At 67.4% G+C, this 24,580-nt stretch carries 23 protein-coding genes; 10 read left to right on the top strand and 13 right to left on the bottom strand.

Annotated elements, in window-relative coordinates; translation table 11 throughout:
- The coding region (locus FHG66_RS13805) for an alpha-E domain-containing protein (protein ID WP_139077634.1) at nt 1-903 on the top strand (903 nt) is incomplete at its 5' end.
- A 313-nt stretch (nt 904-1,216) separates the two neighbouring features.
- The gene (locus FHG66_RS13800; RefSeq protein ID WP_176556255.1) at nt 1,217-2,866 is read left to right on the top strand and encodes a methyl-accepting chemotaxis protein; all 1,650 of its coding nucleotides are present in this window, start codon (nt 1,217-1,219) and stop codon (nt 2,864-2,866) included.
- 384 nt (nt 2,867-3,250) lie between these two features.
- On the opposite strand, the gene FHG66_RS13795 is transcribed toward FHG66_RS13800, so the two are convergent.
- The gene (locus FHG66_RS13795) at nt 3,251-5,815 is read right to left on the bottom strand and encodes a GAF domain-containing protein (protein WP_176556254.1); all 2,565 of its coding nucleotides are present in this window, start codon (nt 5,813-5,815) and stop codon (nt 3,251-3,253) included.
- Complete coding sequence (locus tag FHG66_RS21635) at nt 5,808-6,365, bottom strand: heme oxygenase-like domain-containing protein (protein ID WP_176556253.1); 558 nt, start codon at nt 6,363-6,365, stop codon at nt 5,808-5,810. Before FHG66_RS21635 ends, FHG66_RS13795 begins: the two co-directional genes overlap by 8 nt.
- 771 nt (nt 6,366-7,136) lie before the next feature.
- Between FHG66_RS21635 and FHG66_RS21630 the strand changes: the two genes are divergently transcribed.
- Together FHG66_RS21630 and FHG66_RS13790 are read left to right on the top strand one after the other, a co-directional pair.
- Nucleotides 7,137-7,304 (top strand): hypothetical protein, encoded by a 168-nt coding sequence (locus FHG66_RS21630; protein WP_176556252.1) that lies wholly within the window; start codon nt 7,137-7,139, stop codon nt 7,302-7,304.
- Nucleotides 7,305-7,331: 27 nt separating this feature from the next.
- Nucleotides 7,332-7,661 (top strand): hypothetical protein, encoded by a 330-nt coding sequence (locus FHG66_RS13790; protein ID WP_139077631.1) that lies wholly within the window; start codon nt 7,332-7,334, stop codon nt 7,659-7,661.
- A gap of 97 nt (nt 7,662-7,758) precedes the next feature.
- Here the strand turns inward: FHG66_RS13790 and FHG66_RS13785 are convergent, their stop codons facing one another.
- Entirely contained in the window at nt 7,759-7,950 is a 192-nt protein-coding gene (locus FHG66_RS13785; RefSeq protein WP_139077630.1) for a hypothetical protein, read from the bottom strand.
- A 479-nt stretch (nt 7,951-8,429) separates the two neighbouring features.
- Between FHG66_RS13785 and FHG66_RS13780 the strand changes: the two genes are divergently transcribed.
- Nucleotides 8,430-8,609: a hypothetical protein gene (locus FHG66_RS13780; protein WP_139077629.1), complete on the top strand. Its 180-nt coding sequence runs from the start codon at nt 8,430-8,432 to the stop codon at nt 8,607-8,609.
- A gap of 112 nt (nt 8,610-8,721) precedes the next feature.
- Nucleotides 8,722-8,994, top strand: a complete 273-nt coding sequence (locus FHG66_RS13775; protein ID WP_139077628.1) for a hypothetical protein — start codon at nt 8,722-8,724, stop codon at nt 8,992-8,994.
- Between the two features lie 31 nt (nt 8,995-9,025).
- Here the strand turns inward: FHG66_RS13775 and FHG66_RS13770 are convergent, their stop codons facing one another.
- The 5 genes from FHG66_RS13770 to ytfQ form a co-directional block, all read right to left on the bottom strand.
- Nucleotides 9,026-9,760, bottom strand: a complete 735-nt coding sequence (locus tag FHG66_RS13770) for a FadR/GntR family transcriptional regulator (RefSeq protein ID WP_139077627.1) — start codon at nt 9,758-9,760, stop codon at nt 9,026-9,028.
- A 5-nt stretch (nt 9,761-9,765) separates the two neighbouring features.
- Nucleotides 9,766-10,731, bottom strand: coding sequence for a galactofuranose ABC transporter, permease protein YjfF (yjfF, locus tag FHG66_RS13765; RefSeq protein ID WP_139077626.1), 966 nt, complete (start codon nt 10,729-10,731; stop codon nt 9,766-9,768).
- Nucleotides 10,728-11,768, bottom strand: coding sequence for an ABC transporter permease (locus FHG66_RS13760; protein ID WP_139077625.1), 1,041 nt, complete (start codon nt 11,766-11,768; stop codon nt 10,728-10,730). The genes yjfF and FHG66_RS13760 overlap by 4 nt, the downstream gene beginning before the upstream one ends.
- Complete coding sequence (locus FHG66_RS13755) at nt 11,765-13,270, bottom strand: sugar ABC transporter ATP-binding protein (RefSeq protein WP_139077624.1); 1,506 nt, start codon at nt 13,268-13,270, stop codon at nt 11,765-11,767. Before FHG66_RS13755 ends, FHG66_RS13760 begins: the two co-directional genes overlap by 4 nt.
- Nucleotides 13,271-13,402: 132 nt before the next feature.
- Nucleotides 13,403-14,350: a galactofuranose ABC transporter, galactofuranose-binding protein YtfQ gene (gene ytfQ, locus FHG66_RS13750; protein ID WP_139077623.1), complete on the bottom strand. Its 948-nt coding sequence runs from the start codon at nt 14,348-14,350 to the stop codon at nt 13,403-13,405.
- Between the two features lie 335 nt (nt 14,351-14,685).
- Between ytfQ and FHG66_RS13745 the strand changes: the two genes are divergently transcribed.
- From FHG66_RS13745 to FHG66_RS13735, 3 genes are all read left to right on the top strand, one after another.
- On the top strand, nt 14,686-16,245 hold the full coding sequence (locus tag FHG66_RS13745; protein WP_218013856.1) for a PhoX family protein: 1,560 nt from the start codon (nt 14,686-14,688) through the stop codon (nt 16,243-16,245).
- 159 nt (nt 16,246-16,404) lie between these two features.
- Complete coding sequence (locus tag FHG66_RS13740; protein WP_139077622.1) at nt 16,405-17,235, top strand: DeoR/GlpR family DNA-binding transcription regulator; 831 nt, start codon at nt 16,405-16,407, stop codon at nt 17,233-17,235.
- Entirely contained in the window at nt 17,232-18,386 is a 1,155-nt protein-coding gene (locus tag FHG66_RS13735; protein ID WP_139077621.1) for an MFS transporter, read from the top strand. The genes FHG66_RS13740 and FHG66_RS13735 overlap by 4 nt, the downstream gene beginning before the upstream one ends.
- An 18-nt stretch (nt 18,387-18,404) precedes the next feature.
- Here FHG66_RS13735 and FHG66_RS13730 read toward each other — a convergent pair whose 3' ends face one another.
- Together FHG66_RS13730 and FHG66_RS13725 are read right to left on the bottom strand one after the other, a co-directional pair.
- Entirely contained in the window at nt 18,405-19,472 is a 1,068-nt protein-coding gene (locus FHG66_RS13730) for an FAD-binding oxidoreductase (RefSeq protein ID WP_139077620.1), read from the bottom strand.
- A 143-nt stretch (nt 19,473-19,615) separates the two neighbouring features.
- Nucleotides 19,616-20,902 (bottom strand): aromatic ring-hydroxylating oxygenase subunit alpha, encoded by a 1,287-nt coding sequence (locus FHG66_RS13725; RefSeq protein ID WP_139077619.1) that lies wholly within the window; start codon nt 20,900-20,902, stop codon nt 19,616-19,618.
- A 203-nt stretch (nt 20,903-21,105) separates the two neighbouring features.
- On the opposite strand from FHG66_RS13725, the gene FHG66_RS13720 reads away from it, so the two are divergent.
- On the top strand, nt 21,106-22,017 hold the full coding sequence (locus FHG66_RS13720) for a LysR substrate-binding domain-containing protein (RefSeq protein ID WP_139077618.1): 912 nt from the start codon (nt 21,106-21,108) through the stop codon (nt 22,015-22,017).
- A 35-nt stretch (nt 22,018-22,052) separates the two neighbouring features.
- On the opposite strand, the gene FHG66_RS13715 is transcribed toward FHG66_RS13720, so the two are convergent.
- The 3 genes from FHG66_RS13715 to FHG66_RS13705 form a co-directional block, all read right to left on the bottom strand.
- Complete coding sequence (locus tag FHG66_RS13715; protein ID WP_139077617.1) at nt 22,053-22,754, bottom strand: GntR family transcriptional regulator; 702 nt, start codon at nt 22,752-22,754, stop codon at nt 22,053-22,055.
- 356 nt (nt 22,755-23,110) lie between these two features.
- Nucleotides 23,111-23,902 carry a pyrroline-5-carboxylate reductase family protein gene (locus tag FHG66_RS13710; protein ID WP_139077645.1) on the bottom strand — a complete coding sequence of 264 codons (792 nt, stop codon included), beginning with the start codon at nt 23,900-23,902 and terminating at the stop codon, nt 23,111-23,113.
- Entirely contained in the window at nt 23,902-24,501 is a 600-nt protein-coding gene (locus tag FHG66_RS13705) for a TetR/AcrR family transcriptional regulator (RefSeq protein WP_139077644.1), read from the bottom strand. Before FHG66_RS13705 ends, FHG66_RS13710 begins: the two co-directional genes overlap by 1 nt.
- Between the last annotated feature and the right edge of the window lie 79 nt (nt 24,502-24,580).

Below are 24,580 nucleotides of genomic sequence, written 5' to 3'. Positions count from 1 at the left end.
ATGGCCCGCCACCTCGAACGGGCCGAAAACACCGCACGCCTGGTCAGCGTCCACTCGGAAACACGGCTCGATCGGCCCGACCGGCCCGGCTTCTACTGGGAACCGGCCCTGCGCGTCACCGGGAACCTGCCCGAGTTTCAAAGACGCGGGCTGGCGCAGACCGAGCGCGAGGCGACCAACGTCCTGATCACGGACCCGGCGAATCCGTCCTCGGTCCTGGGAACGCTGGCCCGCGCCCGCGAGAACATCAGGATCCTGCGCGACGTCCTCCCCCGCGAGAGCTGGGAGGCCATCAACGCGCTGCACGCACTCGCGTCCCGGCCGGGCGCGGCGGCCCCCCAGCGTCGGGACGCGCATCTGCGCGAAATCATCACCCATGCCCAAGCCATGGCGGGGCTGTTCCTCGGCTCGATGAACGAGGACGCGGGCTACGCCTTCCTCCGGCTGGGCCGCGCCGTGGAGCGCGGCGACTTCGTCACCCGTGTCCTGTTGGACTCGCTCAGCGGCTCCGAGGACAATGCCGCCGAATGGATCGGCGTGCTCAAGTCCTTGACCGCGTATCAGATGTACCGGCGCAGTGTGGGCGGACCGGTCACCCGGCCGGGCGTCGTCCGTTTCCTCGCCTGCTCCACCGTGTTCCCCCGAGCCCTCGCCTGCTGCGTGCAGGAGGCAGAGCGCGCGCTGGCGCGGCTGCCGGATGGAACGGCCATGACCGAACTCACGGCCAAGCTCTTTGCGATCCTGGCCGCCAACAGCGCCGTCGGGGACGAGCGCCGGCTTGCCAGCATCCTGAGGCTGGGTCAGGAGGAGCTGGACACCCTTCATGGCGCGCTCGTGGATGCATACTTCGCGCCGCCGCTCACGGAGCCCTCACCGCTCCAGGGACAAAAGCAGAGCGCCTGAGGGTCCGCCCTTCTAACGCAGCTGCCTTTCAGGCAGCGATCACAGAGCGGGACGGCCACGACAGATTCGGCCTGCTGGGGGAGCCGTCCGTCATCCCTGACGGATCCGCCGCAAGGAGCGATGGCGTTTACCACGATGCCTCCGGAGACGGGTCATTCCTTCCAGCGAATTAACCAGCAGCTACGATTTCCAGCCTGCCTGCCTTGATTCGGACAGGCATTTAAACAGTAGGCAAGCTCCCACGCGGAGAACTGCTTGCATGACCGCGGACCAGCAGAACCGGCCTTGCGGCATGCCAAGCAAGAGAACCGACATGCGTGTAACGCTCAAAATGAAGCTGGTCGCGACATTTGCGGCCCTGATCCTGATGTCCGGCGCCGGAATGTTGACGGCTATCGATAAGCTGGGGAGCCTGAACGACAGGGTCACCAGGATGGTCCAGGTGGAACTGAACCGCGCCCAGCAGTCCGAGGAGTTGATGACCCAGCAACTCCTGATCAAGCAGGCCGTTCGAGACGTCCTCCTTTCCGACACCGAGGCGCAGGAACAGACGGCGCGGGACGAGCTGTCGGCGGCCCGTGAAGCCCGCAAGTCCCTGATGCACCAACTTGAAACCACGTTCGATGACGAACGCGGGGTCGCCTTGGTGGCCACGTTCCGCGAGCGTAGCGTCCCGCTCACGCAAGCCAACGACCGCGCGATGGCGCTTTATGATGCCGATGACCAAGCCGGAGCGCGAGACGTCCTTCACGGCGAAGCAGCCAATAGCTGGGCGGCGGCCGAAGCGGCACTGCGTGAGCTGTTCGAGTACAATTATGAGGCTCTGGATAACGCCCAAACCGACGCCGCGGATCTTTACGCCAATGCGCGGACGCTGGTCATCGCCCTGCTGGTCGTCAGCGCCGTGCTGGGGGCCGCGAGCGCGACTTGGATCGTGCTCAGCATCTTTCGGGGCATGACGCGCGGTGTCGAGCTTGCGCGCAAGGTCGCTACCGGCGACCTGACCGAAAAGGCGGCGATCCGAAGCAACGACGAGGTGTCCGACCTCCTGAATGCCCTCAACACCATGGTCGAAGCGCTGCGCCGCGTGACCGAGGAGGCCTCGGCCAGCGCAGGTCAGGTCGCCTCGGGCTCGAGCGAGATGGCGGCGACCGCCGGACAGCTCAGCCAAGGCGCCACCGAACAGGCTGCCGCGACGGAGCAGGCCTCGGCCTCCGTCGAGCAGATGGCGGCCAACATCAAGCAGACCGCCCACAGCGCCGGCGAGACCGAGACCGTCGCGACCCAGTCGCTGGAAAGCGCCCGCGAGGTGATCAAGATGACCGAGGTTTCGATGGGCGCGATGACGACCATCGCCCAGCAGATCCTCGTCATGCAGGAGATTGCGCGCCAGACCGACCTCCTCGCGCTCAACGCCGCAGTAGAGGCCGCGCGGGCCGGGGAACACGGGCGGGGCTTTGCCGTCGTCGCCTCGGAGGTCCGCAAGCTGGCAGAGCGCAGCCAGAAGGCCGCGGCCGAAGTCAGCCGGCTTTCGGCCGACACCAAGGTCGGCACTGAAGTGGCCGGGCCCAAGCTTCAGCAGCTCGTCACCGACATCGAGCGGACCTCGCGACTGGTGGCCCAGATCAGCACGGCGAACCAAGAGCTGTCGATCGGAGCGTCCCAGGTCAATCAGGCCATCGATCAGCTCAACCAGGTCACGCAGGAAAACACCGCCGCCTCCGAACAGGTGTCCGCCACCGCCGAGACGCTGGCGACACAGGCCGAAGCCCTGCGAGGAGCGATGGCGTTCTTCCGGACCGCGCATGACCAGAACGCATCCCTGTCGCGGGACGAGGACCCGGTCCGATCGCCGGCTGACATGGGCCTCCTGCGCCGCAAGGGAGCCAATCCGAAGGGGCACATATCTCCCCGCGCAGCCGAAGCCATCCAGACGGATCGACACATGAGCGCTGCGGCCTGACCCGGCCGGCCAGCACCATCCTGCCCGGGGCGAACGTCCTCTGGCAGGGAACGCCCCCTGCGCCCAGCCATGATCCGCAGTGGCATCAAAGTCCGCGGCCAATTCATCAGCTGCGCGGTCAGCCGATCGGATACGGCGGAGGCGAGCCGCTCAATCAGGTCACCGGCGGCTCGACGCATGGTGGCTTAGGCCTGATGGAACAAGCCGGATGCAGCCCTGATCGCGAACAGGCCGATGTTCCAGACTCACGGAAACGGACGGCATCGGTCTGTGCCACGGAGGGCCGGACGGGAAACCGGTCTGGGCAGGGGGGTCACTCGGGTCGCCACCCTGTCTCATGGGGCGTAATGGCGAGGGTCTGCGGCAAGGCCGGTCCGAAAGCGATCATCCGGCCGGGTCGGAGTGGCGCATGATCCGACCCAGGATCTCTGCGATCCCTTCGTTGCTGTAGGGCTTGCTCAGGACATGGCTCGCGGGGATGCCGCTGTCGCGGGCGGCCTGCTCTGCGTCGTAGCCCGTGGCCAGCAGGTAGGGGATCGCACGTTCCTTCAACCGCTCGGCCACAGCGGCCGAGGTCTGCCCGCCCAGGTCGACGTCCAGGATGGCCAAGGCGATCGGACAGGCCTCGATATGCGCCAACGCCTCGGGGATGGTGCCGGCGATGAGCACGTCGTCCGCGCCAAGTCCTCTCAGGGCGTCCGCCGCGTTCATCGCGATGATCAGGTTGTCCTCCACCACCAGCACCGTGCCGGACAGCCGGATGGACGGCTGCGGGGGGGCTGGCACAAGGACGGGCCGCCGTGCCGGGAGCGCCCTGTCGGCCACGAACTCGACCTGCCGGGTGGGCAGGAGAAAGCAGGCGTTCAATCCTTCGGGCTCGTAGTCGATGCGCGCCTGACCGCCCAGTTCGTGGGGAATGGCCTGGGCGATGAGCGTGCTGCCGAACCCCACGCGTTCCGGACGGACCACGGGGGGACCTCCGCGCTCCCGCCATGTCCATTCCACCCCTTGCGGCGTGGGGGCAAAGGTGACTTCGATCGTGCCCTCCGGACGGCTCAGCGCCCCGTGCTTGGCCGAGTTGGTGACGAGTTCGTGGACCACCAGCGACAGGGTGGCCCCGTGCACCGCGGGAAGAAGCACGTTCCCCCCTTCGATTCCCACCCGATCGACGGGCCCGCCAAAGGCGGCCACCTCGTCCCGGATCAGATCCGCGAGAGAGAACCGGTCCCGCCGGGTGCGAGTCAGCTGGTCGTTGGCCCGCGCCAGGGACCGCAGCCGGCCCTTCACCTCGTCGGCGTAGGGAGTTCCGGCCGGGTCGGCCTGGGACACGATCCCCTCCACCAGCCCGAAGACGTTCCGGAGCCGGTGGTTGAGCTCGGAGATCATCACCTCCTGCTTGCGGCTGCGCTTCTGGCCCGCAAGGTTCTGGTCCGAGGTGAGCTTGAGCACGAGTTCCAGCAGGGTCACGCGCAGCACCTCGGCCGCGCGCCTCTCGGCGGGTGACCAGGGCGTGCTGTGGCCACGAATGATCTCACGCCAGGCCGAAAAACTCCGGCGCGGATGGATGCGGCCCTTGTCGGTGACCACCTTGGTGGGATCGCCGGCCCAGACGACATTCTGCGCCACCTCGCTCCGGAACAGCATCAGGAACCGGCGCGGATGGCGCTTGATGGGCAGTGCCATAAGACCGCCGATGCACCGCTCGGGCGAGACGGCGCCCGGGCAAGCCTGCTCCAGATGATCCGTGCAGAAGACCCGCCCCGCCGGAGCGCGGGCCAGATGACGCTCAAGACGCGCGAACTCCGCCTCGTCGGGAGCAAGGCCCTGGGCGCAGTAACGCTCCTCGCTCAGCAGGGCCAAGCCGTCGAAGTCGATGACGGCGCCAATCTCCTCCGCGATCCGGTCGAGCCCGCTTGCGAAATCGACACCGCTCTCGAACAGCATGACGAGCCGCTCGTGGAGGTCATGGGCCCTGCCGGCCTGGTCCCGTTCGAGTTGGTCCTCGCAAAGCGCGAGTTCGTAGGAAAAGAGCTGGATGAACAGCTCCACCGCCGAGCGCGTCTCGTAGTCGATGTGATGGGGCTCGGGGTGGTGGCAGGCCATCAGCCCCCACAGTTCGCCCATGCGGAGGATGGAGACCGACATGCTGGCCCGGACCGGCATGTTGCGAAGGTATTCGAGATGAATGGGCGAAACGGCCCGCGTCACGGACAGCGACAGGTCCACAGGGTGCCCTTCGGGGTCGCGATCCGGGATGATGGGGAACACGGGCGCATCGACGTCGGCGATGATCCGCAGCAGGCTGCGTCGGTAAAGATCCCGCGCCTGGGGCGGGATATCGCCCGCGGGAAAATGCAGGCCCAGATAGCTTTCCATCTTGTCGCTGCGGCTTTCGGCGATGACGACGCCGTTCTGATCGGGCCCGAACCGATAGACCATGACCCGTGCGAAGCCGGTCAGGAGAGCCATGCCCCGGGCGGCGGCCCGGCACATTTCCTCGACGGTCCGGCACCGGCGGACGCGCGCAATGAGAGGCTGCACCAGCGCGAGGTCGTCGCGCTTGCGCCCGCCCGTCTTGGACTCGAACTCGATGGCATAGCTGGATCCCACGCGATGCAGGGCGACGTCAAAGCTGCGCCCGTCCCCCAAAAGGTCCACGCCAAACAACCGACCGCTTTCGTCCCCGCTGCTCAGGGTCTGGAGCTTGCCGCGCAGATCATGCATCGCGTCGGGCGACAGATGATCCATCAGGCGCGCGCCGACGAGGCTGTGGGCATCAAGCCCGAGGATCACGCCGGTGTTGGTGGACACGTTCTGGATCACCCAGTCGTTCGACATCATCAACAAGCAGCCGAAGGACTGAACATGGCCCAGGAATTGGATCGGCTCGCGGGCGCATTCCGACAAATCGGGCAGTTGGCGCTCGCTCCCGGGCTGGGCGTCAGACATGCAAAACTCCTTCGGGCCGGAGAGCGGGGCCGGCCAGTGCCGCCAGATGCAGTTCGAACAAGGCGTCGGCATCCTGGACGATGCGATCGGCCTCGGGCCCGTGGGGCGAACGCCCGGCCAACTCCTCGCACAGCGCCCGCCAGGCGCCCTGGGGGGCAGCAAGCCCGAAGTATCGATCGGCAGCGGCAACGGCCGGGTTCGACGCCCCGAGCCAGCGGCGGCGCAGAACCTGCGTCCCCAGACTCGATCCCAAAAGCATGTAGAGCACCGCCGTCCCATGAAGCGGCCGTGCGCCACCGGACCCGACGGGCGTCCCGCCAAGGGCACGCAGATCGGCCCTGAGCGCATCAGCCATGCGCGACGCCAGAGCGGTCGCAGCGGCGGAGTGGCGGCTCGGGCGGCAACTCATGTCGCACAGGACCGTCAGTTGGGTCCGCAGGAAGGTGCGGAGGTCGTCAGGCTGCGTGAGATCGAGGGCAGAGTAGGCGCGATCGACGCAATCGTGCCTGAACGCCGTATCCGCGCGCAGACGGTCCCGCAATGAAGTCATGAAACGCTGCCGGCCCCGGTCTGAATCCTCAACGCTAGCCACTATAGGTCGACCCAAGCGAAGTGCGAGCCCTTCCATGCGGAAGTCACGCCGCTGACTTCACAGCTTCGCCAGCGTGCCGTGTTCCGGTCCGGGGGGTTATTGGCAGAAGCATGGCCCCAATCGAGCCGGATGTCCTTCTGCGAAGCGAGGCTTCTCACGTTTCGCAGACGGCGCGAGCAGGCGTCGGACGTGTTGCCCTCCGAGAGAACGTAGGACCGGCAATCGGGGCAAGAGAGTGTCGGGGGCAATAGTTCAGGGCAAGGATGCCGGTGGTATGCAATGCCTCTACAGCCGGATTGGCAGTGGCGTTCGCCTGACCGAGCGCACGCATGGTTCTTGATTGCCGTACTCACAAGACGACCGCGCCGGCCAGATGACCAGCCGGAGATCGAGGGCACCACACCCCCATCCGCGGATCTACCGCACCAAGCGTTATGCGAACAATGTGAGGCTGCCTGTCGAGCGCCGGACAGCAGACCTATTCGGGACAGGTCACATCACTCCGCTCATGATCGCGCCGCCGGAACGGGTGGCGGATCGAGCGTCGTGCTGCTTGAGCGAACAGAGCCTTCTGGTCGCTGGCGTGATGGGGTCCTGGACCATCGCAATGGGGTCCGGACCGACGCCGGGGCAATGATCTGGCCCGCGACCCTGGCATTTCGCCGGTTTCACCCCATATGTTAATGGCCGCCGGGGTTTTCCTATCGGCTCTTCCCGGAAGGAAATCCCATGGATGACGCCGTGCCCCTGCACGAGGACGGCGCCACGCGCCCGGCAACCAAGCACCAGACCGGACTGGGCTGGTCGGATTTCTTCCAGTCCCTTGGAGAAGGTGCGCCTAGCCAGCCCAAGCCCGTCCGCCCACCGGCGATCAGCCGGTTCGCCACCTCCGCCTGACGACCGTTTCCCTAGACAGGACAGCTCATGACCCGCACCAAGCCTGACGGCATCCAGGACACCATCAACATGCTCTTCCCCGAAGGGTCGAGCCCCCGGCACCAGCCGTCGATCGAGGGATTGGGCGCCAAGGCCGGCTTTCGACCGACGAAGTCACGCTTCGAGGCCAAGGCCGACGAGACTACCCGCATGGTGCGCGAGATGACCGATCAGGCCACCGAGCAGCGGCAGGCCAAGACCGTGGCGCTCCGGGCCGCGCGGCTCCAGAAGGAGTCGGAGGATCGCGAAGCGGCAGCGGCAGCTCCCGCTCGCAAGCCTGTGCGCGCCCGCAAGCCCAAGAGCGTACCCACCGTCTGACCTGCCTGGGGCCTGACATGTCCGGGCGGCGCGCGCCTCACATGCGAGCAGGTTGGCCAAGCGCCGCTCCGACGGGGGCTTCACACGGGGGCCGTCGTCAGGACCGGGCGTTGCGGCTTCGAAGCTGCAAGGCCCGGAGAAGCGTGTCGAACCGCTCGTCCATCGTCTCCTCACTGTCCGGAAGGGCGTAGATCCGCTTCAACGCAGGTCGAAGCATTACGTCAAGATGCGGAGGCCGGTCGGAGTAGCCTCCGTACCGATCGGCATGAATGGAATCCAGATGCGCCATGAGCGTCCTCGGTGTGCTGTCGGCGCTATCGTTCCCGTCGGTCGCACCGGCGGCCATCAGGGCCGTCGAACGCCAAACACCAATGGAGCACGTCAATCAACGCGGTTCGCAGGATGTCCTGCACGATGATGGACCTTCAGGGAATAGCACCGAACTAGATCATGTTATCGCCGGGTCAACGGCCCGGATCGCGATCCGGTTCACCGATCGAGACGATTTTCTTGAATCAGGCTTAAGCAACTGCGTCGATCAAGCCACAGGGGTCGCTCTCCGGAGTACGAAGAACGGGCCCATTCCCCAACGAAGCGGTCGACTCGGGGGGGCCTGTCCCCGATCGCGGTGAACGGTCCAGGAAAAGAAACGGGCACCTGGCTTGGGTTGCACGATACCTGATGCTCCAGCCTCGCAATTGCGTGATTGAGGCCCATCTATCAGGGACTGGCGCGGTACGTCCGCGCGAGGACATGGGGAACCCTAGCATGGGTACCGGCACAGCGATCACCTGCACGGACTACGTTCGACACGAGGACCAGCGGTCCCAGGCCCGTTGGGCCTATCAGAAGGCCCGCCGCCGCACCGCGAACCTCGACCGGGAGCCATTGCCGCCCGATGCGCCAGACATGAGCCCCGTGGAGGCCCGGTTCAGCCGTTTTGGCTGAACGGTAGGACCGCCCGTTCCCCTTCCAAGCGGAAAGCCCCAAAGCCGTGGCTGCGATCCTCCCAACCCAGCCTTCGAACGCTGTTGCAGCGCCACATTCCCAAGGTGAACCCATGACCACCCGAAGCACCAGATCCGTCGTGACATTCTCCCGCCCGTTCCGGATCGCGGGCTATGAGGACGACCTTCCGGCAGGCCAATACGAGATGGTTGTCGACGAGGACCTCCTCGAGGGTGTCAGCTTCGAATCCTACAGACGCACGGCCACCTATCTGCTGATCGGTGGGCCGGCCGGCGGCCTGGGTGTTGCCGAGATGCGCCCCGTGGACCCCAGGGACATGGATGCGGCCCTGGCCCGCGACCAGGCCGAGCCCGCGGCACCCTGAACGGGTCTGACGACCGCACCCAAGCGTCGGGTCAGGGCACCAGGATCGACCGGAAGATGCGATCCCGGCCGACCACGATCACATGCCGCATCGCTGCCTCGGCCGCGGGAACGTCGCGGGCCGCGATGGCTTCCACGATCCGGCTGTGGTCCCCGCTGACCTCGGACTGGATCACCGGGCTCTCGGCGGGCGAGCTGATCCAGAAGGATGACAGAAGCGCCGCCTCGATCAGGGCGCTTACCGAATGCATGAAGACGTTGCCCGAGGCCTTGGTGATCTGCCGGTGCAGTTCGATGTCGGCCGCCGCAAAGGACCGGCGGTCCGCGGCCTCCGACATGCGATGAACCGTCTGCCGCATCGCCGCGACAGCCCCAGGGTCGGCACGTTCGGCCGCGAGGCCCGCGGCGTAGGGCTCGATGGCAAGCCTCATCTCGCTCAGGTCGGCATAGAAGGCCCGGCCTGTCCCGCCTTCCATGTGCCAGCGCAGCACATCTGCGTCGAACATGTTCCAGTCGTCCCGGGGCCGCACCTTGGTCCCGACCCGGCTGCGCGCCACAAGAAGGCCCTTGGCGGTCAGGGTCTTGATGGCCTCGCGCAGGACTGTGCGGGATACCCCGAACCGACCCGCCAGTTCTTCGTCGCGCGGCAGCACCGAACCCTGCGGGGGCAGGCCCCGGATGATGTCGGCCCCGATCGCATCGACCACCTGGGCGTGGCTGTTGCGCGTGGGCTGCGCGTCGAGGGCCCTCCAGAGCGGCTGGGTCATTGCTCTCAGGCCGCCCGTCGCGCCGCGCCGATGGTGAGCAGGCCTTTCTGGAGAACGATGAACAGGAACAGCAGGAGGCCGATGACGATCTTGGTCCACCAGCTCGACAGCGTGCCGTCAAAGACGATGTAGGTCTGGATCAGCCCCATCGTCAGCACGCCGAACAGGGTGCCCAGCACCGTCCCGCTGCCCCCTGACAGGAGGGTGCCGCCGATCACCACGGCGGCGATGGCGTTGAGTTCCACCCCCACGGTGGCCAGAGGGTATCCCGCCGCCGTGTAGACCGCGAAGACGATCCCGGCGAGGCCCGCCATGAACCCCGAAAAGGCGTAGATAAGGACGGTGGTCTGCCCGATAGGCACGCCCATCATCCGCGCCGTGGCCTCGCCTCCGCCCAGGGCAAAGACGTTCGTCCCGAAGCGCGTCCGATGCGCGAGCAGCATCCCCCCAGCGACCGCGAGCAGCATCACCGCCCCGAGCAGCGTGAAGCGTCCCTTGCCGGGCATGAGCCAATAGGCCCTTTGGAGCGTTTCGAAGAACGGGTGGTCAATGGGGATCGAGTCCAGGGTCAGGAGGTAGGCAATCCCCCGGGCCAGGAACATGCCCGCCAGCGTCACGATGAAGGCGGGCATGGCAAGGCCGTGGATCAGCGCCCCCTGCGCGGCGCCGAAGGCGGTCGTCACCATCAGGAGCAGCGCGAAGGCGGCCAGGGGATGCATCCCCGTATCCCGCAGCAGCACCGCGATGAACACCCCCGAAAAGGCGATGACCGATCCCACCGACAGGTCGATCCCCCCTGACAGGATGACAAGGGTCATCCCCACCGCCGCGATACCCAGATAGGCGTTGTCGGTGAGCAGGTTGCCCACGACGCGGGTGGACAGGATGCGCGGGAACTGCAGCCAGCAGAGCAGGAAAGCCAGCACGAAGATCGCGATGGTCACATAAAGGGGAAGACGGCGCAGGTTCATCGGCCGGCCTCCTGCACAGGCCGAGGTGCGGCGCCGGTCTCGTCCGCGCGGCGGCGCCGCGCGAGAAGTCCGGCGGCGACGTCGCCCAGCCGGGGCGACTGGAGCATCAGGATCAGGAGCACGAGGATGGCCTTGATGACGAGGTTGAACTCGGGCGGGAACCCGGCAAGCAGGATGCCGGTGTTGATGGACTGGATGATCATCGCCCCGATCAGCGAGGCCAGGATCGAGAAGCGCCCGCCCAGGAGCGAGGTCCCACCGATGGCGACGGCCAGGATCGCGTCCAGTTCCAGCCAGAGGCCCGCGTTATTGGCGTCAGCCCCCCGGATGTCGCCCGTGACGATCAGGCCCGCCAGCGCCGCGCAAAGGCCCGAGATCATGTACACGGTCAGCAGCAGCACCGTGCTGTTGACACCGGCCAGACGGCTCGCCCGCAGGTTCACGCCGACGGATTCGATCAGCAGGCCCAGAGCCGTGCGCCGCACAACAAGGCCCACGACGATCCCGGCCAGAATCCAGGCCCAGGCCGGGACCGGCAGGCCCAGCACGGCGCCCGAGCCCAGAAAGGCGAAGCCCGCGTCGGAGAAGGTCAGGATCTGCCCCTCGGTGATAAGCTGGGCGATGCCGCGCCCCGCCACCATCAGGATCAGCGTGGCCACGATCGGCTGAATGCCGAGCACCGCGACGAGGAACCCGTTCCAGAGCCCGCAAAGGAGGCCCGCCCCCAGCGCCAGGAGCACCGCCACGCCAAGGCTCCAGCCCTGATCGACGGCAAAGGCGGCGCTGGCCCCGCAGATGGCCATGATAGCGCCGACCGACAGGTCGATCCCGCGCGTGGCGATGACAAGGGTCATGCCGATGGCCAGCAGCGCCACGGGCGCGCCGCGCTTCAGCACGTCGATGGGGCTCCCCACGAGGCGGTCGCCGCTGAGCCCCACGGACAGGAAGCTTGGGAAGAAGACCGTGACGAGCGCCAGCACCGCCGCGAGGGTCAGAAGCTGGGGGGCTACCCGTCGAAGGAGTCCGGTGCCGTTCATGCGCGAGCCTCCTGCTTGGCTTCGGGGGCCGCGATGGCGTTGACGATGGCCTCGGTGGTGATGGCCTGACCTGCCAGCTCCGCGACATGCCGCCGGTCGCGCACGACGATCACGCGGTCCGACACCGCGACCAGCTCCTCCAGTTCCGATGAGATCACCAAAAGCGACATGCCGCTCGAGACCATTTCGTTAATGAGACGAAGCACCTCGGCGTGCGCGCCGACGTCGATGCCGCGCGTGGGCTCGTCTAGGATCAGGAAGCGCGGGTTCATGGCAAGCCAGCGGGCCAGAATGACCTTCTGCTGGTTGCCCCCAGACAGGAGGCCCACGGGCTTCTCCGCGCCGGGTGTGCGGATGTCGAGCCGCCGGATATACTCATCGGCCATGCGGCGCTGCTCGGCACGCGGGATAGGGCGCGCCCAGCCCCGATGCGCCTGGAGCGCCAGCGCGATGTTCTCGCGCACGGTGAGGTCGCCGATGATGCCATCGGTCTTGCGGTCCTCGGGCGCGAAGCCAAAGCCCGCCGCGATGGCCCGCGCAGGCGTGGACAGGTCGAGCGGCCCTTTCGCGTCACGGACCGTCCCGGAGTCGGGGGCGGTTGCTCCGAAGAGCACCTCGGCCGTTTCCGTGCGGCCCGATCCCAGGAGCCCGGCCATGCCGATGACCTCGCCCGAGCGGATCGTCAGGTCGAAGGGGGTGATCCGGCCGCGACGACCCAGGCCCTCAGCCCGCAGCAGCTCCGCGCCCGCCTCGCGGCGGCCATGATTGTGGGAGGTCTCTTCGGCCAGTTCCCGGCCCAGCATCAGGTTGATGAGCCGGACGCGGTCGAGGCTTGCGGCCTCCGTCGTGGCGACATGACGGCCGTTCCGCAGCACCGTGATCCGGTCCGAGATGGCAAAGACCTGATCCAGGAAGTGCGACACAAAGACGATGCCCAGCCCCCTTTCCCGCAGCCCGCGCACGACGTCGAACAGCAGCGCGACCTCGCGGGCGTCCAGGCTCGCGGTCGGCTCGTCGAGGATCAGCACCTTGCCCGACAGATGCACCGCCCGGGCAATGGCGATGATCTGCTGCACGGCCACGGAGTAGGCGCCGAGATCGCGGTCGACGTCGATGCTCAGGCCGTAGCCATCCAGCATCTCGCGCGCCAAGGAACGCATGGCACGGCGGCTGACCAGACCCAGCCGACGAGGCTGCCGCCCCAGGGTCAGGTTCTCGGCCACGGTCAGGTTGGGCAGGAGGTTGACCTCCTGGTAGACGGTGCCGATGCCCAGTTCCTGCGCATGGGCGGTGCTTTGCGGGTCCACCGCCCGCCCATCGAGCAGGATCTCCCCGCCGTCCCGGCGATAGGCCCCCGTCAGGCACTTGATCAGCGTGGACTTGCCCGCGCCGTTCTCGCCCAGCAGGGCATGCACCTCGCCTGCGGCCAGACCGAACTCGACGTTGTCGAGCGCGACCGTGCCGGGAAAGCGCTTGGTCAGTCCTCGTGCATGCAGAAGCATGGCACCCTCCTTTTCCGGGCTGGGGCACGGCCGGCCAATTGAACCGTTACCGGAGCGGGACAGGGTCCCGCTCCGGTAACGGCAGCCGGGGCCGACGGCCGGGAGAAGCCGCCGGACCCTGGCCAAGCGGTCTTAGTAGCCGAGGCCCTTACGACGGTCGTACTCGCCCTGCGGATCATCCGCTTGGGTGTAGAGCTTGGACTCGGTCTGGATGAACTTCTCGGGCTCCGTGCCGTTGTCCCAATAGGCCTGCAGCGCGTCGAAGGCCGGGCCTGCCATGTTCGGCGTCAGCTCGACGGTGGCGTTCGCCTCACCGGCGGCCATGGCCTGGAAGATATCGGGCACGGCGTCGATGGAGACCACGAGGATGTCCTCGCCGGGCTTGAGGCCCGCTTCCTTGATGGCCTGGATCGCGCCCACGGCCATGTCGTCGTTGTGGGCGTACAGCGCGCAGATGTCGGCGCCGCCGTTCTCGGCCTGGAGGAAGGCCTCCATGACGGTCTTGCCTTGGGCGCGGGTGAAGTCGCCGGTCTGGGACTGGACGATCTCGATGTTGGCGTGGCCTTCGATGCCGTTCCGGAAGCCCTGGGCGCGGTCGATGGCGGGCGACGAGCCGGTCGTGCCCTGAAGCTCCACCACGCGGCAGGGCTCTTCGCCTACCTGCTCGGCAAGCCATTGGCCCGCGACCTCACCCTCGTGCACGAGGTCCGAGCCCACGGCGGTCAGGTAGAGCGAGGGGTCGCTGTCCACCATGCGGTCAAGCAGGACGACGGGGATCTCGGCTTCCTTGGCTTCTTCGAGAACGGCATCCCAGCCGGTCGCGACGACGGGCGCGAGCAGGATCGCGTCCACGCCCTGGGCCACGAACGACCGCACGGCCGCGATCTGGTTTTCCTGCTTCTGCTGGGCATCCGAGAACTGGAGGTCGATGCCGCGCGCCTCGGCCTCCTGCTGGGTTACGGTGGTCTCGGCCGCGCGCCAGCCCGACTCCGAACCGATCTGCGAAAAGCCGACCACCTGCGCGGACGCAGCCGTGCCCAGCACCAGCGCCGACGCGCTGGCGAGAAGTATCTTTGTCATTATGGGTATCCTCCCTTGGAGCCTTACGGCACCGCCGAGGATTAGTAATACAATATGAACAGTCAAGCTGAAATCGCCTGACCTGTCCTTAAACGCTACCTCGCACTCTGCCGCGCGGCCAAGGCGGATCTGACCAACCCCGACCTGTCGGTCCCGTCGGGCCCCGCCTTGCGACGGGTCCGTGTGTCCCTGTGCAACCGGTCGGCCTGATACCTGAATTTCGGACTCCGGCCGTTCACACGGATGTCACGCGCCTGACGCATGGCTGTGACCCGCCACCCCTAACCAGCCCATGCTGCCGCCAGCTCAGGTCAAGCCAGCTAGGAGCTACCATCGTGTCCAAGACCATCACCCAGCCCTCGCGCCGCCTTTTCCTTCAGGGCGCCGCCACGTCGGCGCTGGCCCTTCCCCTTTCGGGACTGTTCGGCCGTCGCGCCGACGCCATGATCCGGCTCGAGCCCATCGCATCGCCCTACGGCCCTGTCGCGCCGGTGCGGGACCAGACCACGGGCCTGCCGCTCCTGCAGCTTCCCCAGGGCTTCACCTACCAGTCCTTCGGCTGGTCCGGCGATCTCATGGCGGATGGCCGCCCGAACCCGACGAACCACGACGGCATGGCCGTGGTCCGTTCGCGGCTGGTGAACGGTCAAGCCGAACTCACTCTGATCCGCAACCACGAGGCGGGCGTGAACCCGCTTTACGGGCGCATCGAAGCCCCCGGCTTCTACGATCGGGGCACCGACCTCGTCGGCGAGGATGACGACGACAACCCAATCACCGGACCGGCCGCGGGCGGCACGACCAAGCTCGTGTTCACCGAAGGCCGCTTCACCGCCATCGAGCCCGCGCTCGGGGGCACCATCGTCAACTGCGCGGGCGGCCACACCCCTTGGGGCACCTGGATCACCTGCGAGGAGGACAAGACCGACTTCACCGAAATGGGCGGCGAGCCGCACGGTTATGCCTTCGAGGTTTCGCCCGAGACCGGCGAGACGAGCGGCATCCCGATCAAGGCCATGGGCCGCATGGACCACGAGGCCGTGGCCTTCGATCCGATCGGCGGCGCGATCTACCTGACCGAGGACGACCGCAACCAGGCGGGCCTTTACAAGTTCGTGCCCCGCGACCAGAGCCAGCGCCTGGGCTCGCTCGAACAGGGCGGAACGCTCTACATGGCCAAGGTCGTGGGCACCGAAAAGGCCGACCTCCTCAACCCGTCCATGGGCGACCAGCACCAGATCGAGTGGGTCGAGATCGAGGACCCGGACCTCGCGCCCCAGCCCTTCACCGAGGCCCCGTTCGAGGCGGACAACAAGGCCTCCGGACCGTTCGTGCAGGGGCGCGACCAAGGGGGGCTGCGGATGTCGCGGCTCGAAGGGATCTTCTACTCGGCCCGTGACCAGCGCATCTACATCGTGGACACCTCGTCGGGGCGCGAGATGGACCCCGCGTCCGAGAACCACGGCAAGGAAGGCTTCGGCGACGGCTCGGTCTGGACGCTGGACCCCGCAACGGACCGGCTGACCTGCATCTTCCAGTCCGAGAACCCGCAGGCCGGCAACAACTTCGACAACATCACCGTCAGCCCGCGCGGCGGCGTGCTGCTATGCGAGGACGGCGGCGGCGTGGAGGACGCGTTCGGCATGGGCGAGCGCCTGATGGGCCTGACCCCCGCGGGCGAGACCTACCTGTTCGCCAAGAACAACGTGCAACTCACCGCCGCCGACATCCGGCAGGCAGGCAAGTCAGCCGAGTTCGTCAAGGAAGGCGACTACCGGGACACCGAATGGGCGGGCGCGACCTTCGACCCCTCGGGCCAGTGGCTGTTCGTCAACCTTCAGTCCCCCGGCATCACCTTTGCGATCACCGGGCCATGGGAGCGCGGCCTGCTCTGAACTGCTTTCGTTGTAACGAGTTCCGGGCCGCCCCCTTTCGGGCGGCCCTTTGCGTTCAGGGATCCGTCCAGCCACCAATACAGAGGGATAATCCGGACGTCGGCGGACCTTGGCAAGCTCGCCCTCGACTCCCTTATTCACGCATGATACTGCACGTTCATGCACGATCATCCGCCACTTCCTTCGGGTCGCCGCCAACAGATCGCCAGCCGTCTCGTCCGGGGACAGGCCGTGGTGGCGGCCGCGCTCGCGCAGGAGTTCCGCGTTTCCGAGGACGCCATTCGGCGCGACCTGCGTGCGCTGGCGCAGGACGGGGTCTGCCAGCGCGTCTATGGCGGGGCGCTTCCGTTGTCGCCCGCCTCGACCCCCATCGCGGTCCGCTCCGCTGAGGATGGCGCTCGCAAGCGTGCTCTGGCACAGGCGGCGGCAAAGCTCATCCGCAAGGGTCAGACGATTTTTCTCGACACGGGCAGTACGACCCTGCGGCTGGCCGAACTCCTGCCGCAGGACTGCGGCCTGCGGGTGGTCACCAATTCGGTGCCTGCCGCCGCGGCCTTGATGGGCCGGAGCGACCTGTCGCTGATCATGGTCGGCGGTGGCGTGAACCCGACGGTCGGCGGCTGCGTCGATGCCCGCGCCTTGGCCGAGCTGGGCCGGTTCCGCTTCGACCTCTGCTTCTTGGGCGCCTGCGCCTTGTCCGTCCGCGACGGCCTGGGGGGGTTCGACATGGACGATGTGGAGGTCAAGGGCCGCCTTCTGGAGCTGAGCGCGGCCACGGCCCTGATGATGACCAACGCCAAGATCGGCACCGCCGCCCCTTTCGCCATCGGCCCCGTCACCGGCATCGCGCATCTCGTTCTGGAGCACGACGCACCGACCGAGGCCGTCCTGGCGCTGCGCGCAGCAGGCAGCGACGTCCGGATTGCCGAAGCCCCGCCTCGCTCTGCCCCCGCCCCATCTGCCCTGACCCCTGACCCGAGTGTGACATGACCTCTCTTGCCGATACCGCGCCCTCGTCCGCGAATAGTGCGGGCACGCGCCTCGCAACACGCTTGGCCTTTTTCGTCGCGGGCTTCGTCATGGCCTGCTGGGCTCCGCTCGTGCCCTTTGCCAAGTCCAATATCGGCGCCGACGAAGGGCAACTCGGGCTTCTTCTGCTATGCCTCGGACTGGGGTCGATCATCGCCATGCCGCTCACCGGCTGGATCAGCGCGCAGGTCGGCAGCAAGCCCATGATCCTGACCGGCGGCCTGGGGCTGGTGCTGGTCCTGCCGTTGCTGCCCGTCATCGACACCCCGCTCCTGCTCGGGGCGGCGCTCCTCCTGTTCGGGGCCTCGCTGGGGACCATCGATGTGGCGATGAACGTCCATGCCGTGGAGGTCGAAAAGGCCGCGACGACCCCGCTCATGTCGGGGTTCCACGCGATGTTCAGCGTCGGGGGCTTTGCCGGGGCAGGCGGCATCACGTTCCTGCTGTCCCAGGGGGCATCGCCGCTGGCTAGCGCATTGTGCGGCAGCGCGCTGGCCCTCGGGGCGATCCTTCTGGCTTGGCCGCGCCTCCTGAAGGTGCAGGGCGGAGAGCCTCCGGCCTTCGTGGCCCCGCGCGGGATCGTGCTGCTGCTGGCGGCGCTGGCGGGCCTTACCTTCCTTGTCGAAGGCGCCATCCTCGACTGGAGCGCGCTGCTCCTGCTGGGCCGGAATCTGGTCGACCCCGCGCAGGGCGGCCTGGGTTATATGCTGTTCTCCATTGCCATGACGGTGGGACGGCTCACGGGGGACCGCGTGGTCAGCGCCCTGGGCGACCGGCGCGTGCTGGTCTGGAGCGGCGTGCTGACCGTGGCCGGGTTCGTGCTGCTCCTGTCCGTGGACTGGACGGCCGGCGCGCTTCTGGGCTTCGTGCTGATCGGGCTGGGCGCCTCGAACATCGTCCCGGTGCTGTTCAGCCGCGCCGGACGCCAGACGGTGATGCCGGCGGGGCTGGCGGTGGCGGCCGTGACCACCACCGGCTACGCGGGCATCCTGGCCGGGCCGGCCGCCATGGGCTTCGTCTCGCACGTGACGAGCCTGACCTGGGCCTTCTGGATGCTGGCGGCGCTGATGCTCCTTGTGCCGGTCTTCGCCCGGTCGGCGACAAGGGGGTAGCCTTGCCCCATGGCCGGGTCAGGCCTCGACCTCGACCCGACCGATAGGATGCGAGCAGCAGGCCAAGATATAGCCTTCGGCGATGTCGTCGTCGCTGATCCCCCCGTTGTGGACCATCTTGACCTCGCCAGACGTCTTCCTGACCTTGCAGGTGCCGCAAAGCCCGAAGTTGCAGCTCGACGGGATGCGAAGCCCCGCGCCCTTTGCGATCTGAAGAACGGTGTCCGTTTCCTTGCAGGCCTTTGAGACGCCGCTCAGGGCGAAGACGAGTTCAGCCCCTGTCGTCGCGTCCGGCACGACGTCGTCGAAGATCTCGGGCTCTGACAGCGCGACCGGGTTGAAGGATTCCTGATGATAGCGGGCCATGTCGAAGCCCAGGGAGTTCAGGATATCGCGGACGCCGGTCATGAACCCCTCGGGGCCGCAACAGTAGACCTCGCGCTCGAGGTAGTCGCCGCACATGAGGCCGAGCATGAGCTGGTTCAGCGTGCCCCGATAGCCGGTCCAGACATCGTAGGGGTCGTTGCGCATGACCACGAAGTGGAGCTGGAGCCCGGTGACGCGGGTCGCCATGTATTCGAGCCGCTTGCGAAAGATCAGGTCCGCCGGGCGGTTGGCGCATTGGATGAAGCAGATGTCGGGCTGGTCGCCCCGCTCGAACAGCGTCGTCGTCATGGACATCATCGGGGTCACGCCGGACCCGGCCGAGATGAACAGGTACTTCCCGTCTGGCTGCGCGGGCAGGTGGAAGGAGCCAGCGGGTCCATAGGCCCTGAGGCGCATGCCGGGCCGCAGATGGTCGATCATCCAGCGCCCGGCCACCGAGTTGGGCTGCGCCTTCACGGTCACCGAGATGTAGCTGTTCGTGACCGGAGACGAGGAGATCGTGTAGGTCCGCTGCACCGTGCCACCGGGCAAAGGCAGATCGAGCGTAATGAACTGCCCGGCCCGGAAGTGGAACGTGGCCCCGGAGGGCGGCCGGAAGGAGAACGTCATCACGTCCGGTCCTTCCGGTATGACCATCACGCATTCGAGCGGCTCGCGATCGCTCCAGACCGGCGTGTCCTTGAGGGGCATGGGGATCATGGTTCGCTCCGCATCGGGTGTTTGTCCTCCGTCGTTCCTGGCTGTTCAACGCGGGGTTGGGCCGTGGCGCGGGGACGCGTCCCGGCCGCGACGCGCCCGCCCGGGCCCAGGGACCGCCAGCCCCCGTCCTGGATCACCCGAAGTTATGCCAGCCCGACCTGTGCCGGAGCCGGTCGTTGCGCACGATTTGCACCAGCGGCATGCGCCAGGGCGGTCGGGCCCCTGACGGCAGCCTCGAAGGTCCGGGCGTACCAATCCACGAATTGGAGCACCCCGCTTTCCTGCTTGGCGGAATAGGGGCCGGGCTCGTAGGCGGGCGAGGCGATGCCGATCTGGTTCTCCTCGACGACGCGGCGATCCTCGTCGTTGGTGTCGTTCCACACCTCGGTCAGGCGCTTCAGGTCATAGTCCCGCCCTTCCTGCGCGTCCTTGTGAACGAGCCAAGTGGTGGTCACCTCGGTCGCGTTCGCGTCGATGGGCAGCACGCGGAAATGCAGCACGTGATCCGACAGGAAGTGGTTCCAGGTGTTCGGGTAGTGGAAGAACAGCAGCGTTCCCGCATCGGCTAAAGGCATCCCCGGAAGGCCTCCGGCAACCGCGGCCTTGCCGTCCATGGTGTAGCTGATCGCATCCCCCGCGAGCGGAATGCGGACGAGCCGCCACTGCTCGTTCGGGGCAATGATGTAACGGGACGGCAGGCCCGCGGCCTCGCAGCGCGCAAGGTGCGCGGCCCCGCGCGGCGAGGTCTGGGCATCGTCCGCCCCTACGAGGTCCGGGTCGTCGTCGAACGTGCGGCACAGCGAAGGGTGGGAGCCCGCGCAATGGTAGCATTCGCGGTTGTTCTCAAGAACCAGCTTCCAGTTCGCCCGTTCGATGATGGTGCTCTGGTGGGCGACCTTGAGTTCGTCCAGCCGGTGCGGCGCGCCGTAGCGGTCCGCGGCGGCCTTGAGCGGAGCGAAGTCCGGCGCCGTGTCGGCAAGGCAGATGAAGACCATGCCCGCAGCGACCCCGGCATGAACGGGCTTGAGGCCGTGCTGCGATGGGTCGAACTCGGGCCCCATGTCCCGTGCCCACATCAGCTTGCCGTCAAGGTCGTAGGTCCACTGGTGATAGGGGCAGACAAGACGCGGCGCGGATCCTTTGGCTGCCGAGCAGATCCGGCTGCCCCGGTGGCGGCAACTGTTGTGGAAGGCCCGGATCGCCCCGTCCGAGCCCCGCACCACGACGATGGGATAGGCCCCGATCTGGAGCGTCACATACGAACCGGCCTTGGGCATCTCGGCCGCACTCGCGGCGAATATCCATTCCTTGGTCCAGATGGTCCTCAGGTCGGCCTCGTGCGCCTTGGGCGAGCAGTAGAAGTCCCGGGGCAGCGACGTTCCCGGGCGGCGAGCCCAAAGCTGGGACAGGAGGGCGGCTTCGTTCAGCATCGGCAGACCTGGAATGGAAGGGCTTCAACAAGGATCGTTGCCCGACGACGACGCGTGCCGGCCACGACGGCCGGTTCTGCCCGCTTCGGACAGCGGCGAGGGTCGCCGCCTTTTCAGGACCGCTCAACTGCAGAAATCTTCCGCTTTGCCATGACCGCTGGTAATGCCAGCGCAGCGCTGCCAGAGGGAACTAAGGAAATCTCATGACCACCATGCGCCGGAGTCTGTCGTCGCTCGGTGCCCTGGTGACGTTCGAGGCCGCAGCGCGCCTGGAAAGCTTCACTCTGGCGGCGGGCGAGCTGGGCGTGACGCAAGCAGCGGTGAGCCGGCAGATCAAGCTTCTGGAACAGGACCTGGGCACGCCTCTCTTCGCCCGGGGCCACCGGGGGGTCACGCTGACCCCGGCGGGCCGGCTCCTGGCATCGGCCGCCACAGGGGCCTTCGACCGGGTGACCGAGGCCATCGGCATGGTCCGGCGGCTCGCCGCGCCGGATTTGGTGACCGTCAGCGCGACTCTGGCCTTTGCGCATTTCTGGCTGATGCCGCGGCTGCCCGCCTTTCGCGCCGCGCATCCCGGCATCCGGCTACGCCTCGTGGCCGAAGACGCGAGCATCGACCTGCGCCAGTCCCCGCGCGACGTGCTGGTGCGCTATGGCCTTGCCCCCTTCGAGGACGGGCGCAGCATCGTCAGCTGTCCCGACGAGGTGTTTCCCGTGTGCGTGCCCGCGCTGGCCCGGACGGTCGGGAGCAGCCACTTCGACCTGTCGGCGCTGCCCCTGATCGACTTCGACCCGATCGATCCAACCTGGCTTGGCTGGCAGCAATGGGCCGACCGGACAGGGCAGCCCGGTCCATCCGCACGGGGTGACCTGCGGTTCAGTCATTACGCCGACACGGTCTATGCGGCACTGAACGGCGCGGGCGTGGCGCTAGGCTGGTCCCGGCTCATCACCGACCTGCTGGTTCAGGGGCAACTGGTCCGGCTTGGCGGCCAAAGCGTGGTCCCGGACGAACGATACCATGTCGTGGTGCCCCATGGCCGCGAACCGGGGCCGGCCGCCGCACGGTTCACCGACTGGCTGGCAGGGAACCTGACCCAGGCTCCAGAGGGCTGAAGCCCCCTGGACGCGGACGGGCCATGAGCCGCGCCTTAGCCCGTCATCACGAGCGTGCCGTTGAGAGCCGGCGCCCCCACGAACTGCTGCATCTGCTCGCGCGAGAGTTCCCAATGCGCGATCGCCAGGTCCGACGAGGCTTTCGGATCGCAGGCTTCGATCGCCTCGATCATGGCATCGTGCTGGTCGGCCGCGATGCTCTGCTGCTCGGCGAACCGAGGGGTGCTGGCGTTATAGAAGGTCATGCCGATGCGGGTATGATCGATCAGCAGGCGTGCGAGGCTAGGCATAAGGTATTCGTTGTCCGCCATCTCTCCGAGGATGGCGTGGAACCGTTCGTTCAGGGTGGCGCGCTCGGCCACGTCCCGGGCCGTGATGGCCGCCCGGAACCGGGCCTGCGTGGACTTGAGCCGATCGACCTGCGCGGCCGTCGCGTGCTGGGCCGCCAGTTCGGCCACGGACGCGTAGATCATGGGCGCGACCATGAAGAAGTTCCGCATGGTCTTGTGCGTCATGGGCGTGACCTGCGCCCCCCGGTTCTCCTGGATGGCGAGGAAGCCCTCGCCGGCCAACTGCCGGAAGATCTCGCGCAGGGGTGGCCGCGACATGCCGTAGGTTGCGGCAACCTCGGTCTCGTCGAGGTACGCGCCCGGCGCGAGGTCGCAGGTCAGGATCCGACGCTTGAGATCCTCGTAGCCGCGATTCTTTCTGCTGGAGCCTGTTGCCCGTTCTTCCACCACGCTCACCCCCGACCAGATCGACCAGACTTAGGCACCGGTCGGCATCCTGTCTATCGCGGTCCCGGCGTCATTCCGGCCGGCTTGGGCCTCGCGCCAGCGTAGGACCGGGTTGGCCCCGGCCCAGATGGCCCGGGCGGCACCCTGCGGGGTGGCTCCTGCCCCCGGTAGCAGGCTGTCGCGGCACCGCTCACGCCTATGGCCCGCTCGGCTGCCGCCATCCCGGACAATGTGCCTTTCACCGTGCCCAACCCGATCTGGCTGCAGGCCGCGAAGACGCTGCTCTTGCGCCGAGGTCGGATGAGGCAAAGCCATCCTCGCCTTACGCACCATGCCCTTCCATTCCGAAAACCGTCTCAGGCGTCCTTGTCCCGCCCCATATGTGCGGCTTTCCGCGTGGCGGCGTCCAAGGCCTGGGCGATGCTGCCCGAAAATCCGTTCGCCTCGGCCACCTCGAGCCCCGCCGCCGTCGTGCCGCGATAGGCCCGATAGGTTTCGACCAGGTCGGCGGCGGTCTCGATGCGGCCCCGCAACAATTCAGCCGCCTGGCAGACCACAGCCTCGACGGCCCGGCGCGCCACTGGTTCTGGCAGGCCGCTCGCTCTGGCATGGGCCAGCATGCCGGCGGCCATCAGGGCCGGGTAGGCCGCACCCGACCCGGACAGCGCCGTCAGGCTGTCGATCTGCGCCTCGGTCCCGATCTCGTCCTGCGTCCCGATGGTGGCCAGGACCGCCCGTACGACCACACGGTCCGCTTGGGTCACGTCGGCTGCGGCCAGCCAGGGAGTGTAGGACTGGCCATGCCCGGCGGCGGCGTTCGGCATGGCGCGGACGATGCGCCCGCCCGCGCCGGACAGCGCGGCCATGGGGATGCCGGCCATGAACGAAAGGACAAGCCGCCCGGGTGCATGCAGGGCCAAATCCCCATAATCCTCCGGCCTCACCGCCACGACCACCACTTCGACGCGGGCCACGAGGTCCGAGACATCCGAGGCCCAGGCCACGTCGGTCCGACCATGATAGTCGAGCCGAACCCCGCTGCGGTTGAGGAGCACGAGTTCCGGCCCCGCCACCAGCCCGCGCTCCAACACCGCCCGCCCGAGTGCGGAGCCCAGCCAGCCGGTGGCACCGATGATGCCAAGGCGCATCACGCCGTGCGTTCCGCGTCGGGGATGTACCCATGCCGGGCGTGGAACCGCGCCAGTTCTCCCGCTTCGGGCTTCCGGCCGGTGTAGATCTCGACATAGGTCGGGATGCGCCGCATCCGCTCGGCCAGCGTTTCCTGCGACTGCATGGAGATATAGCCTATCTGCACGAGGTAGATCGTCCGCGACCGCACATCGGCATCGAGGGGCGCATGCCCCCAGCGCTCCAGCATCGCGGTCAGGGCGGCGATACGGTCACGGTCGGCCGCGCCGACACGTTCGGTCATGACCGAAGACTGCAGCGCCCAGCTGCGGACGGCGAACTCGAAGCGCGTGTCGAAGGCTTGGGGGTCGAGAAAGCAGCCGATCACGTTCAGCATCGCCTCGGCTTCGGTGTCGGCATAGGCCTGGGCCGCAGCTATGAGATTTCCAGTGTTCCTGCCCGCCCAGCGGTCGGCCAAGGCCGAGAGCAGCTCCTCGCGATCCTTGAAGAACCAGTAGAAGCTCGTGCGTGAGATCTTCAGCTCGCTCGCCAAGGGCAGGATCTTCACGGCCTCCACGCCTCCGTCGATCAGCGCCCTGTAAGCGGCGTCGAGCCACATGTCGGCCGATCCTCGCCCTCCGGTGTCACTCAACGTACTCTCCCCTTCCGATCCGATGGGCGTCACCCGACGGCTACCA

Origin of the sequence: Rubellimicrobium rubrum (genome assembly GCF_006152115.1) — a bacterium.
GTDB lineage: Bacteria > Pseudomonadota > Alphaproteobacteria > Rhodobacterales > Rhodobacteraceae > Rubellimicrobium > Rubellimicrobium rubrum.
This window is presented reverse-complemented; position numbering and strand designations above follow the sequence as displayed.